Here is an 11,966-nt window from a genome sequence, read left to right on the forward strand (position 1 = left end):
GAGGTTTGTGCGCGTCCCGATGCCGCATCTGTGATCGCAGACGGCATCGGGAGGAGCCCTGGTTTGATCGCGCCTCTGTTGCGCATTCCCCGGCATCGGCTACACCAGAGCCGGTTCGGCTCCGGTTGTGTGCGCATTTCCCGCGCGCTGCCCGAGGGCCCGGGATGGCTCCGACTGCATCATGCAAAATGTTTCGATTACGGCCGCGCTGATTGCCGGCCTCGTCAGCTTCCTCTCGCCTTGCGTCCTGCCTCTGGTTCCGCCCTATCTGATCTATCTCACCGGCGCCACGATCGAGCATGTCGAGAGCGGCGAGCCTGACAGGGCCTCCAAGCGCGCGATCATGATGGCGGCGCTGCTGTTCGTGCTCGGCTTCTCCACGGTGTTCGTGGCGCTCGGTGCCAGCGCCTCGCTGATCGGCGGGCTGATCCGCGCCTGGTCGGCCGAGCTGTCGATCCTGGCCGGCATCGTCATCATCATCATGGGCCTGCATTTCCTCGGGCTGACGCGGATCGGCCTGTTGATGCGCGAGGGGCGCCTGACCGCGCCCAGGCCTGTCGGCCTCTGGGGCGCTTATGTGATGGGGCTCGCCTTCGCGTTCGGCTGGACCCCCTGTATCGGCCCGATCCTCGCCGCGATCCTCTCGATTGCCGCGGCCGAGGCGACCGTGACGAAGGGCGCAGGGCTGCTGGCGGTCTACTCGGCCGGTCTCGGCATTCCCTTCCTGATCGCGGCGCTGATGATCGAGCAGTTCTCGAAACTGTTCGCGCGCATGAAAGGCCAGCTCGTCAATGTCGAGCGTGCCATGGGCGTGTTGATGGTCATCACCGGAATCGGCTTTCTCACCGGCGCGGTCTCCAATGTGAGCATCTGGTTGCTGGAAACTTTTCCGGCGCTGCAGACGATCGGGTAGCGCCGAGGCCTACGCGATCTTTCTTGTCACGTCCGACGGTCGCTCCGAGAACGGATCCTGATAGAGCCAGGCGAGGTTCTCGCAGAAGCGCTCCAGGCTGGTCTCGCGCATGAGCTGATTGCGCAGCAGCGCGTGGACGCCTGAGGGATGATAGACGTGGTCGCCGAGCTCGCGCGCCCCAAGCTGGACGCGTGCGGTGCGCAGCAGTCGCGCATTCCTGTATCGCTCGAGCGCGTGGGCGGGGTCGCCTTCGGCGGCATCGAGTTCGTCGGCGAGAGCGACGGCATCCTCCAGCGCCATGCAGGCGCCTTGCGCGAAATATTGCAGCATCGGATGCGCGGCGTCGCCGAGCAGCACGACGCGCCCGTCGATCCAGCGATCGGTCGGATCGCGATCGCAGGTCACCCACGCCTTCCAGTCCTTGCCGTGATGAATGATCGCCTTGGCGCGCGGATGCACGTCGCGAAAACCTTCGAGCACCTCGTCATGGGTCACGGGTCTGGCCGCGAACGCCTCCGCGGGATCGTTGTGACAGGTGATTGCGAGGTTGAACACCTTCCAGCCTGACAGCGGGTAGTGCACGAGGTGGCATTTGGCGCCGGCCCACAGCGTCGCCGCGTTCCAGCGCAGATCCTCCGGCATCTCTTCGGTCGGGATCACCGAGCGATAGGTGGTGTGGCCGGCGATCCGCGGCGCGCCGTCGCCGACCATCTGCTGGCGAATGCGGGAACGCAGCCCGTCGGCGCCGATTAGCAGGCATCCCGAGATGCGCTCACCGGACTTGAGCAGGGCCGTGGCGCGTGTGCCAATCTGCTCGTAGCCGACCACATCGCAGTCGGTTCGCAGTGTGATGTTCGCATCCGCCTCGCAGGCACGGACGAAGATGCCGTGCAAATCGCCGCGGTGGACCACGGCATAGGGATTGCCGAAGCGCCGGCGAAAATAGCTGGTCAGATCGATATTGGTGATCTCCTCCGCCGAGATCGCGTCCATCAAGCGGAGCTGATCGATGAAGACGGCAATCGCGCGCGCGGCATCACCGAGCGCAAGACGATCGAAGGCGTGAAATGCATTGGGACCGAGCTGAATGCCGGCGCCGATCTCCTGATAGCGCGATGCGCGCTCGAGGACCGTGACCTGGAAACCCTTTTGCGCCAGCGCGATTGCGGCTGCAAGTCCGCCGATGCCGCCGCCCGCAATGATGATGGGATCCTGTCGCATGTCCTCTCCTGTTTCTCTATTTCCTTGATGTCTTTCCGCGCGGTAGGCTCGCCTTGCCGCGTGTCTCGGCGCGCTCGTCCTTCGACTTGGCCGGCGGCGCGACGCTGATCAAACCGGCTTCGACTTCCTGCTCGAGCCGATCGATGTTGTGGTAGAGATCGACCAGCACGCGCTTGAGCTCGACCGCCTCCTTGGCGGACATGCTGCCGGTGACGACCTCTTCATAATAGGCGGCGAGCGGCATCAGCCGTCCGGCAAGCTCCGCGCCCTTGGGCGTCAACGCGACTTGAAGGCTGCGCTGGTCATTCTCCGGTCGGTCGCGCGTCAACAGGCCCGTGCGGCTCATCTCCGCGACGATGCGCGACAGCGTGGATACGTCGGCCGACGTGAGCTCGGCGATCTCGCCGAGGCGCAACGGATGGCCCTGCTCCGACAGCGCGGCCAGCACACGGTACATCGGCAGCGTCAACTTCTCGTGACGTATCACACGCGTGAACAGGTCGCCCATGCGGACGCCCAACCGAGCGAGCAGATAGGGAAGCGAATTCGAAAATCGATACATGAGTTTAGGTCCGGGCTTGGGTCCTGGCAGGACAGCTCCGCCCGGATTAAGCGCCAACCTTCGCATGTGCAATATTTGCGTTTCAATCATTTGCAAATGCAACTTTCTCATTGACAAGTATTTGGATCAGGTGCTTTGCATTGTCAACGCCGAAAGCAAGCCGAAGGAACGACGTCATGCAGGGCAAGATCGCGCTCGAAGAGCATTTCGCGATGGAGGACACCGTCCAGGACAGCGCGGGCTTCGCGCCAGCCCGGGACTGGATCGAGCTCAAGGCGCGGCTGCTCGACATCCATGAGCGGCGTCTCGCCGAGATGGACGCTCATGGCATCGAGCTGATGCTGCTGTCGCTGAACGCACCGGCCGTGCAGGCGATTCCGGATCGCAATCGTGCTCTGGACCTGTCGCGCAGGGCCAACGACTTTCTCGCTGAGCAGGTCGCAAGGCGGCCGGACCGTTTTCAGGGGCTTGCGGCGCTTCCGATGCAGGATCCGGAAGGCGCTGCGCGCGAGCTCGACCGCTGCGTCAGCACGCTCGGCTTTCGTGGCGCGCTGGTCAACGGCTTCAGCGAGCTCGCGGGCACCGATCACGCCATCTATTACGATCGCAAGGAGTTCTGGCCGTTCTGGGCGGAAGCCGAGCGCCTCGGCGTTCCCTTTTATCTGCACCCGCGCAATCCCCTGGCGAAGGACGCGGCGATCTACGGGGGACATCGCTGGCTGTTGGGGCCGACCTGGGCGTTCGGTCAGGAAACCGCGGTGCATGCCTTGCGCCTGATGGGCTCCGGCCTGTTCGACGCCTATCCGAACCTGCAGATCATCCTCGGTCACATGGGCGAGGGGCTGCCTTACTCGATGTGGCGGGTCGACAATCACAACAAGTGGATGCGGACCCAGAATACCTATCCGGCGCAGCGCAAGATCGCCGACTATTTCCGGGAGAATTTCTACATCACAACGTCGGGCAATTTCCGCACCCAGGCGCTGATCGACGCGATGCTCGAGATCGGTGCCGACCGCATCCTGTTCTCCGCCGACTGGCCGTTCGAGAACATCGACCACGCCGCCGAATGGTTCGACACCGCGACGATCTCCGAAGGAGATCGCATCAAGATCGGCCGCGACAACGCCCGCGCCTTGTTCGGGCTCGGCGCGACGACAATTCAATCTGCCGCAGAGCAGAAGACATCATCAATTCCAATGGAGGATACCCGTGAGCATCTCGCCCGAAATCGACGTGCATGAGGAGCTATCCGGCGCCGCGATCGGTCCATTCCACAAGCTGCTCGGAATCCTGATCACGCTCATCACACTGTTCGATGGCTATGACACCTTCAATCCGGCCTATGTCATCCACTATGTCATGCAGCCCTGGGGGCTCGCGCCAAGTCAGGCGGGGCTTCTGGTGAGCTCGGGTCTGTTCGGCTTCCTGTTCGGTGCAATCGGCCACGGCAGCATCGCCGATCGCTTCGGCCGGCGCGGCACGCTGCTGGCGGGCCTGTGGATCGTCAACATCTTCACATTGCTGACCGCGATGCTGGCCAGCGATTTCTGGAGCTATTGCGCCTTGCGCTTCGCCACCGGGCTGGGTCTCGGCGTGCTGCTGCCGCTCGGGACGACCTTCATCAACGAGCTCGCGCCGAAGCGCGTCAGCAACACGTTCTCGCTGTGGGGCGTGACGCTGGGCTGGTCGCTCGGCGGCGTCGCGGCCGGTCTCGTCGGTGTGTTCCTGACACCGCAACATGGCTGGCAGATTCTCTATTATGTCGGTGCGCTGTCGATCCCGTTGACTTTCGTGGCCCACGCCATTCTGCCCGAGAGCCCGCGCTTCCTGGCTTCGCGCGCGCGTGTCCCGGAGCTGCGTGCCTTGCTTGCGCGGCTGCGACCGGAGCGGGCGGCGACCTATCGGGACGCGACGTTCGCAGCCGTCGACAGCGAGGTTTCCGGGAGCACGATCCGCGCGTTGCTGGGCCCGCGCTATCGCCGCGTCTCCCTGACCATCTGGTTCACGGCGTTCCTAACGCTGTTTGCGATCTTCGGCCTCACCGGCTGGATTCCGACCGTCATGCTGAAACGCGGCGAGACTTTTGCGGCTTCCTTCGGCTTCGGCGCGCTGATGCAGGCGATGTCCTTCATCGGCGGTCTTACGCTTGCGATGCTGGCCGACCGCAATTTTGCGCTGACGCCCCGCTACCTCGCGACCTGGTGGATCACCGGTGGCATTGCCGTGCTGGCGCTCGTCTTCGTCAGCGGTCACGGCGTCAATCTCGCCATCGTCGCGATTGCCGGCTTCTGCATCATCGGCGCGCAGCATGTGCTGAACAATTTCACCGCGGGTTCCTACGAGACCTGCTTCCGCGCCAGCGGCGTCGGGATGGAGTTGGGTATCGGCCGCGTCGGTGCGATTCTCGGGCCTTATGTCATCGGCCTGCTGCAGCAGGTCACCGGCGGCCCGGATGCGGTGTTCTGGGCGATCGGCGGCGCGTCGATCGTCGGTGCGCTGGCGATCGGATCGCTCAGCATCGCCGCGGCCAACCGCCTGCCGCGCGCGGATGTTGCGCCGGCGGAATGACGAGATATTCACCACAGGAGACAGGACATGCCGACTTCGACCCGTTCCGCTGATACCGCAAGCCCGCTCGATAGCTGGGTGCTTCTGTTCGCGCGCGTCGCGATCGCGCCGCTGTTTCTCTATAGCGGCGTCGGAAAGGTGATGGCATTCACTGCGACGGCGAGCCGGCTGCCTGGTGGCGCCGACGGCTTCGGCGCGTTGCTCGCCGCGGGGGCACTGACGGTCGAACTCGGAGGCGGCGCGGCGTTGCTGCTCGGCCTGTTCGCGCGGCCTGCCGCGGCGATCCTGATTCCGTTCACCATCGCGGCCACGCTAATGTTCCACAATTTCTGGGCCGCGCCGGAAGCTCAGGTCGTGATGCAGACCATCAACTTCCTGAAGAATCTCGGCCTGCTCGGGGCTCTCGCGATGATCGCGACTTACGGACCGGGGGCCTATAGCGCGCAGGCGGCCCTGAAGTCCGGGCCCAATGGTGTTCCCGGACTGTCGTGATCCCCAGCGGACGTTAAGTTGACGAGCCGATCGCGAAGCGCGTCAGCGCCTCGCGGTCGATCTCGATGCCGAGCCCAGGGCCCTCGGGCACGCGAACGACGCCGTTTGCGTGTTCGATCGGCTCTTTCAAGATCGCCTGCCGGATTGGATGCTCGGTGCGGTCGAATTCCAGCAGCGGCTCGAGCGGTGCCAGCGATGTCGGCGTGTGCGACGGCAACACGGCGAGGAGCTGCAGCGAGGCCGCGATCGCAATCCCGGTGCCCCAGACATGCGGATTGTAGCGGATGCCGAACGCCTCGCTCATGTCCGCGATCTTCTTGCATTCGGTGAGGCCGCCGGCCGCACAGGTGTCGGGCTGGGCGATGTCGAGCGCGTGCGAAGCAAACAGGTCGCGGAAGCCGAAGCGCGTGAATTCGCACTCGCCGCCGGCGATCGGAATTGTCAGCGCGGATTTCACGGCGCGATAGCCCGCGACATCTTCCGGCGGTACCGGCTCCTCGAACCATCCGATGTCGTGGGGTTCGATCAGCCGGCCGAGCCGGATCGCGGCGACCGCATCATAGGCGTGGTTGGCGTCGACCATCAGCGCGACATCGTCGCCGATTGCCTCGCGCACGGCGCGCGTCACGGCGGCGTCCTCGGCGATGCCGAAGCCGACCTTCAGCTTCACGGCGCGGAAGCCTTCCGCGGCATAACCGGCCGCTTCCTCCGGCAGATATTTGAGCGGATCACCCGATCTTCGCCGGTAGAGCCCGGTCGCATAGGCCTGCACTTCCTTGCGCGCGGCGCCGCCCAGCAGTTGATGTGCGGGCACGCCGAAATGCTTGCCCTTGATGTCCCACAGCGCGATGTCGATGCCGCTCAGGCCCTGGATCACGACGCCCTTCTGGCCGTGATCGCGCAGGCGGGCATAGATCGTCTGCCACAGCACGTCGGTGCGCAGGGGATCCCCGCCGACCAGCCACGGTGCCACGCTGCTGACCACGGCCGCCGTCATCCGTGCCGGCCCGTAGCACTCGCCCCAGCCGGTCAGGCCGGCGTCTGTCTCGATCTCGACCAGCATCGCGGTGCGGCTGTCGTACCAGGCACGCGAATAGGCGAAGGGTTGCGAGAGCTTTGCCTCGAGGATGTGCGTGCGAATTTTTGTGATCTTCATCGCCGATGTCCCCCGTTCAGCGCTCCTCATCCAGCGCGCATGTCACCGTGCAGACCACGCCGCGCGGCAAAAAGTCCACCGTTGCCTCGCCGCCGAGTTGGTCCCGCGCGCTGCGCTCGATCAGGCGCGAGCCGAAACCGCGCTGCACTGGCGCCGTCACCGGCGGGCCGCCGATCTCGGTCCAGATCAGTCGAAGCCGCGGCTTCGGCGCGTCGGCAATGATTTCCCAGTCCAGTGTGACCCGGCCGGTTTCGTTGGACAGCGCACCGTATTTCGCGGCGTTGGTCGCGATCTCGTGCACGATCATCGAGAGCACGACCGCAAGCCGCGGCGACAAAGGAACCGCGGGGCCGGCCATCCGGATGCGGTCGGGATTGGCCAGCAGGAATGGCCGCAGCGCGCGGGCGATCACGTCCCTCAGCTCCGATCCTGCCCACTTTTCCTGGCTGAGGAGATTGTGCGCTTCTGCGAGCGCGCCGAGCCGGCCCTCGAACTTGGTCCGCTCGTCGCGGCTGGCGCTGCGAAACGTCTGCACCGCGATGGCCTGCATCAGCGCCAGCGTGTTCTTGACGCGGTGATTAAGCTCTTCGATCAGCAGATTGTGTAGCATGTCGCCGCGCGCGATCGTGGTCGCCATCCTCACTGCAAAGGTGAGGCCGACCAGCAGCAGTACGCCGCCGATCAGGCTGGTGATCGCGATGTTGCGCCAGAGCGGCGCGATCAGCGAGCTCTCGGTGACACCGGCCGCGACGGTCCAGCCGGTCAGCCGCGAGCGCGTATAGGCCGAGGCGAGGGCGACGCCATCGAGCGACACGCTCGACAGAGCCGCCTCGGGTGAGCGGAACATCGCCTCGTACAGCGACGGCGAGGCCTGCTTGCCGAAGGTCTCATTCGGGTTGGGAGTGCGCGCGAACACGACGCCCTTGCTGTCCAGCAGCGAGACGGTCCATTGGTCGTCGGGACGCTGCCGCTCGACCAGATGCTGGAAGATGTCGATCGGCGGGCTGAAGGAGAGCGCGTAGACGACCTCGCCGTCGCGCAGCACCGGGACTTCGACCGTGACGATCGGCCGCTTCTTGGACGAGCCGGTGAACAGATCGGAAAATTGCGGCGTCTTGCTCGCGAACACCCGTTCGACGATGTCGCGGTTGTTGCGCGGCGGCAGGCTCGCCGTGTCGGTCGTCAGCGTCGAGAACAGCTGCTGCCCGGACTTGTCGGCCAGCAGCAGGACGCTGTCCTCGCCATACTGGTTGATGAACCCGACTGCGGAGCGGCGGAAACTCTCGAAGTCGCCTTTGCGCAAAGACTCGCTGAGCGCGAGCACCTGCAGGCCGCCCGTCATCCGCTGGACCTCGGAATCGAGCACGAGGCGCATGCTTCGCACCGTCTCGAGCACGCGGCGCGTGGCGTCGCTGCGGTCCTGGCGATAGTTGGAATAAGCGAGGCCGACGGCGAAAACGATCAGCGGCAACATCGTTCCCGTGACCAGGAGAGCGAGCCGGACCGGCAGGGTGAGCTTTGACAACGCGGGCGTCCCGGTTCCGGCGCTGTGGCGCCGGATTTATGATTTTGTCGAACCATACGGGCAGGACCCGCGCCGCGCCATGGTTTTTGCATCCGGCGGTGCCGACTTGGGCATGGGATTTTGCAGCGCAGCCGCCAACGCTTCAGCTCATGCTGATGGCGGTAAGCAGCAGGCACACGGCGTAGACGGCCGCCAGGCTGAGGCCGGCGATCCGGGCTTCTCGATGCGATGTCATGTGATCAACTCCGAGAGGGCGACCGCTGCCGGGGCGGCCGCCCATCCGTTACGTCTCAGTCGATTTCCTGCACGACCGTCCGTGTGCCGGGATCCACCAGCATCACGCGTTCGCCGGAGTAGACGTAGCGATATTGCGTAAGCGAGGGCCCCCAATCGGCCGGGACCGCCTCGAGCTCGACATCGCCTGGAACCGTCGCGCCGACGATAATCTTCTCCTTCGTCGTCACCGGCCGCAGGTGATGCTCGGTGACGTAGGACTTGATCCGCGTCCGGTATTGCGGCTCGATTTGAATTGCCGCGGCGTGACCGGTTCCGGTCGTGGTCACCACGGTGGATTGCGCGAACGCGCCGGTCGAGATCATCAGCGCCGCAGCAGATAGCAGGAACAGCTTCTTCATTTTGTCCTCCTCCTCGAGATAAGCGCGGCGTCAACCTCTTACGTCGGACGGCGTTCCTGCTGCTTAGGAACAAATTGCTAGTTTTTCCCGTTCGTGTTTCGACCGGGCGCGGAAGCCCGGCAATTGGAGGAGGAGAGAATGAAGCTGAGGATCGCAACCGCAGCATTGATGATTGCTGCGTTTTCCCTGCCGGCGTTCGCTGCCGACGAGTTTTACGTCGTGCAGGACGTCAAGACCAAGAAGTGCACCGTCGTCGACAAGAAGCCGATGGACACGTCGATGACCGTCGTCAGTCCCTCGGGCACGATCTACAAGTCGCGCACCGAGGCCGAGAGCGGCATGAAGACCGTCAAGGTCTGCACGTCAAACTGAGGAGGACGACAAATGCCGGTTCTGATCTTGTGGGCCGTGCCGGCCGTGCTGGTTGTCGGCGGCGGCATCTATCTGATCGGCCACTTCCACTAGGCAGAGTAGCATCGGGCTCCCCGATGACTCGCGGAGCCCGATGCAACAAATGTCAGGAACGTCAGAGATTGCTCTCGGTGATCGCGGCGTAGACCATGCTGCGCAGCTCACGGCGGAGCGGGTAGGCGCTCGACGGCAGCACCTGCGTCATGAAGATCGTGATCAGCTCTTCGGCCGGGTCGATCCAGAACGAGGTCGTGGCGGCGCCGCCCCAATTATATTCGCCGGGGCTGCCGGCAATCAGCGTCTCCGCCGGGCGCATTGTCACGGCAAAACCGAGACCGAAGCCGATGCCGTTGTAGCTTGCCTCGGAGAACAGCGAGCGCGACATTTCCGGCAGCGACTGTCCGCCCGGAATGTGATTGCTCGTCATCAGCGCCAGCGTCTTCGGTCCGATCAGGCGCACGCCGCCAAGCTCGCCGCCGTTCAGCAGCGCACGGCAGAAGGTGAGATAGTCCGCCATCGTCGAGCACAGCCCGCCACCGCCGGAGATGAGGGAAGGCGGTGACAGGAACGAGCTCTTGGTCGGGTCGTCCTGGAGCGTCAGGCCCTCGCGGCGCTGGCCGGCGTGGAAGGTGAATCCGCCGGCGGGATCGGCGTTGTAGCAGGCGGCGAAGCGGTGCGCCTTCGAGGCTGGCACGTAAAAATCGGTATCGGTCATGCCGAGCGGATCGAGGATGCGTTGCTTCAGGAACTGCTCGAAGGGCATCCCTGAGATCTTGCCGACGAGATAGCCGATCACGTCGGTCGAGACCGAGTAGTTCCAGGACTCACCCGGCGAGAACTCCAGCGGGATTTTGGCGAGGCTCTCGATCATGCCCTGGAGCGTGCCTGACTTCTCGACCTCGCCGATTTTCTCGGCGCGATAGGCCGCATCGACATTGGAGCGTTGCTGGAAGCCGTAAGTCAGCCCCGAGGTGTGGCGCAGGAGGTCGACGATCAGCATCGGCCGGGCCGGCGGCCGGGTCAGGAAGTTCGGCGAAGTGCCGGCGACGAACACGCCGAGATTCTTCCATTCGGGAATATATTTCGCAACGGGCTCGTCGATCGCGACCAGGCCTTCCTCGACCAGCATCATGAAGGCGACGCTGGTGAGCGGCTTGGTCATGGAATAGACGCGGTAGATGGTGTCGTCCTTGACCGGCACCTTGCGCTCGACATCGGCAAGGCCCTGCAGCGAACTGTGGGCGATCTTGCCGCGGCGGTAGACGAGCAGATGCGTGCCCGGGAAGCGGCCGGCGTCAATATAACGGTTCTTCAGATGGGCATCGACGCGGTCGAGCGCGGCCTTGGACATGCCCACGGATTCGGGCGAGGCGGGGGTAGGGGCGAGCATCGGTTCCTCCGGGCAGTTTTGTCGGCAAGTTGATAGCCGAAATGACGCCCTCATTCCAAGCGGGTCGCGCTTGGCCCGGCGGTTGGTGTAGGCTCCAGTCTGGAACGCCTCCAGGGAGCCCCCAAGGATCTCTTGTGGGCCAACGAGAAAAGCCAAGGGCAAACGCACCATGACCCAGTTCAACGAGACCGAACTCACCGAAGCGGTCGTCAAAAGCTTCGACAACACGCCAAACCCGCGTGCGAAATTCCTGCTCCAGGAATTGGTGAGGTCGCTGCACGATTACGTGAGCAAGACCGGTCTCACCTTCGAGGAGTGGGAATACGCCATCGATTTCCTGACCCGCACCGGCCAGAAATGCACCGACGCCCGCCAGGAGTTCATCCTGCTCTCCGACGTGCTCGGCGTCTCCATGCTGGTCGATGCCGTCAACCACCGCGACCGCGATGGTGCGACCCAGACCACCGTGCTCGGCCCGTTCTATGTCGGCGAGCACAAGATCACCGCCCACGGCACCGATATCTCGCCGAACAATCTCACGGGCGAACGGATGTTCGTGCAGAGTCGCGTCACCGATCTCGAGGGCAAGCCGCTCGCGAATGTCCCCGTCGACGTCTGGCATGCCGACGATGACGGCTTCTACGATTCACAGAAGGCGAACTATGACGAGGTCGGTGCCTCGGCGCGGGCGCGCTTCATCACCGATGCCGACGGCCGCTTCTTCTTCCGCACGATTCTGCCGTGCAGCTATCCGATCCCGACGGACGGCCCGGTCGGCGAGATGATCGTGCAGACCAAGCGCCACCCGATGCGGCCGGCGCATGTGCACTTCCTGGTCAACGCCAAGGGCTACGAGCCGCTGATCACCCACGTCTTCATGGACGGCGACAAATATCTCGATTCTGACGTGGTGTTCGGGGTCAAGGACGACCTGGTCGCCAAGGTTGAGCCCCGCAACGACCGCGAGATGCCCGACGGCACCAAGGCGAGCGGGCAGTGGCACCTGATGACCTATGAATTCCACCTCAAGCCGGGCGGCGGGATCGCGCCGAAGCCGCTGGGGACGAAGGCGGCCGAGCCGGCCTGACCG

Annotated in this window: 12 protein-coding genes; 6 read left to right on the forward strand and 6 right to left on the reverse strand. The window is 64.4% G+C overall.

Going from position 1 to position 11,966, the window contains the following annotated elements; genetic code table 11:
* Positions 1-181 precede the first annotated feature (181 nt).
* On the forward strand, positions 182-913 hold the full coding sequence (locus NLM32_RS15955) for a cytochrome c biogenesis CcdA family protein (protein ID WP_254129897.1): 732 nt from the start codon (positions 182-184) through the stop codon (positions 911-913).
* A gap of 9 nt (positions 914-922) precedes the next feature.
* On the opposite strand, the gene NLM32_RS15960 is transcribed toward NLM32_RS15955, so the two are convergent.
* Both NLM32_RS15960 and NLM32_RS15965 read right to left on the reverse strand, forming a co-directional pair.
* Positions 923-2,134 (reverse strand): 3-hydroxybenzoate 6-monooxygenase, encoded by a 1,212-nt coding sequence (locus NLM32_RS15960; protein ID WP_254129898.1) that lies wholly within the window; start codon positions 2,132-2,134, stop codon positions 923-925.
* Between the two features lie 16 nt (positions 2,135-2,150).
* Positions 2,151-2,696, reverse strand: a complete 546-nt coding sequence (locus NLM32_RS15965; RefSeq protein WP_254129899.1) for a MarR family winged helix-turn-helix transcriptional regulator — start codon at positions 2,694-2,696, stop codon at positions 2,151-2,153.
* 176 nt (positions 2,697-2,872) lie between these two features.
* Here NLM32_RS15965 and NLM32_RS15970 point away from each other — a divergent pair, with 176 nt between their 5' ends.
* The 3 genes from NLM32_RS15970 to NLM32_RS15980 are packed head-to-tail and all read left to right on the forward strand — an operon-like array spanning position 2,873 to position 5,759.
* A complete protein-coding gene (locus NLM32_RS15970; protein WP_254129900.1) occupies positions 2,873-3,940 on the forward strand; it encodes an amidohydrolase family protein in 1,068 nt (355 codons plus the stop codon).
* Entirely contained in the window at positions 3,909-5,267 is a 1,359-nt protein-coding gene (locus tag NLM32_RS15975; protein ID WP_254129901.1) for an MFS transporter, read from the forward strand. The genes NLM32_RS15970 and NLM32_RS15975 overlap by 32 nt, the downstream gene beginning before the upstream one ends.
* Positions 5,268-5,294: 27 nt before the next feature.
* Positions 5,295-5,759 (forward strand): DoxX family protein, encoded by a 465-nt coding sequence (locus NLM32_RS15980; RefSeq protein ID WP_254129902.1) that lies wholly within the window; start codon positions 5,295-5,297, stop codon positions 5,757-5,759.
* Between the two features lie 13 nt (positions 5,760-5,772).
* On the opposite strand, the gene NLM32_RS15985 is transcribed toward NLM32_RS15980, so the two are convergent.
* The 3 genes from NLM32_RS15985 to NLM32_RS15995 form a co-directional block, all read right to left on the reverse strand.
* Complete coding sequence (locus NLM32_RS15985; RefSeq protein WP_254129903.1) at positions 5,773-6,915, reverse strand: mandelate racemase/muconate lactonizing enzyme family protein; 1,143 nt, start codon at positions 6,913-6,915, stop codon at positions 5,773-5,775.
* 16 nt (positions 6,916-6,931) lie between these two features.
* Positions 6,932-8,389 (reverse strand): sensor histidine kinase, encoded by a 1,458-nt coding sequence (locus tag NLM32_RS15990; protein ID WP_254135318.1) that lies wholly within the window; start codon positions 8,387-8,389, stop codon positions 6,932-6,934.
* A 341-nt stretch (positions 8,390-8,730) separates the two neighbouring features.
* A complete protein-coding gene (locus tag NLM32_RS15995) occupies positions 8,731-9,075 on the reverse strand; it encodes a DUF1236 domain-containing protein (protein WP_254129904.1) in 345 nt (114 codons plus the stop codon).
* 138 nt (positions 9,076-9,213) lie between these two features.
* Here NLM32_RS15995 and NLM32_RS16000 point away from each other — a divergent pair, with 138 nt between their 5' ends.
* Entirely contained in the window at positions 9,214-9,447 is a 234-nt protein-coding gene (locus NLM32_RS16000; protein WP_254129905.1) for a hypothetical protein, read from the forward strand.
* Positions 9,448-9,601: 154 nt separating this feature from the next.
* Here the strand turns inward: NLM32_RS16000 and NLM32_RS16005 are convergent, their stop codons facing one another.
* Positions 9,602-10,876 (reverse strand): serine hydrolase, encoded by a 1,275-nt coding sequence (locus NLM32_RS16005; protein WP_254129906.1) that lies wholly within the window; start codon positions 10,874-10,876, stop codon positions 9,602-9,604.
* 169 nt (positions 10,877-11,045) lie between these two features.
* Here NLM32_RS16005 and NLM32_RS16010 point away from each other — a divergent pair, with 169 nt between their 5' ends.
* Positions 11,046-11,963: an intradiol ring-cleavage dioxygenase gene (locus NLM32_RS16010; RefSeq protein ID WP_254129907.1), complete on the forward strand. Its 918-nt coding sequence runs from the start codon at positions 11,046-11,048 to the stop codon at positions 11,961-11,963.
* Positions 11,964-11,966: the final 3 nt, after the last annotated feature.

Origin of the sequence: Bradyrhizobium sp. CCGUVB14, assembly GCF_024199935.1 — a bacterium.
Lineage (GTDB): Bacteria > Pseudomonadota > Alphaproteobacteria > Rhizobiales > Xanthobacteraceae > Bradyrhizobium.

Excerpts from the sequence above, each read along its gene's own strand:
- NLM32_RS16005 (WP_254129906.1), bottom strand. The coding sequence starts at position 10,876 with ATGCTCGCCCCTACCCCCGCCTCGCCCGAATCCGTGGGCATGTCCAAG.
- NLM32_RS15970 (WP_254129900.1), top strand. The coding sequence starts at position 2,873 with ATGCAGGGCAAGATCGCGCTCGAAGAGCATTTCGCGATGGAGGACACC.
- NLM32_RS15995 (WP_254129904.1), bottom strand. The coding sequence starts at position 9,075 with ATGAAGAAGCTGTTCCTGCTATCTGCTGCGGCGCTGATGATCTCGACC.
- NLM32_RS15985 (WP_254129903.1), bottom strand. The coding sequence starts at position 6,915 with ATGAAGATCACAAAAATTCGCACGCACATCCTCGAGGCAAAGCTCTCG.
- NLM32_RS15965 (WP_254129899.1), bottom strand. The coding sequence starts at position 2,696 with ATGTATCGATTTTCGAATTCGCTTCCCTATCTGCTCGCTCGGTTGGGC.
- NLM32_RS16010 (WP_254129907.1), top strand. The coding sequence starts at position 11,046 with ATGACCCAGTTCAACGAGACCGAACTCACCGAAGCGGTCGTCAAAAGC.
- NLM32_RS15990 (WP_254135318.1), bottom strand. The coding sequence starts at position 8,389 with ATGTTGCCGCTGATCGTTTTCGCCGTCGGCCTCGCTTATTCCAACTAT.
- NLM32_RS15980 (WP_254129902.1), top strand. The coding sequence starts at position 5,295 with ATGCCGACTTCGACCCGTTCCGCTGATACCGCAAGCCCGCTCGATAGC.
- NLM32_RS15960 (WP_254129898.1), bottom strand. The coding sequence starts at position 2,134 with ATGCGACAGGATCCCATCATCATTGCGGGCGGCGGCATCGGCGGACTT.
- NLM32_RS15955 (WP_254129897.1), top strand. The coding sequence starts at position 182 with ATGCAAAATGTTTCGATTACGGCCGCGCTGATTGCCGGCCTCGTCAGC.
- NLM32_RS16000 (WP_254129905.1), top strand. The coding sequence starts at position 9,214 with ATGAAGCTGAGGATCGCAACCGCAGCATTGATGATTGCTGCGTTTTCC.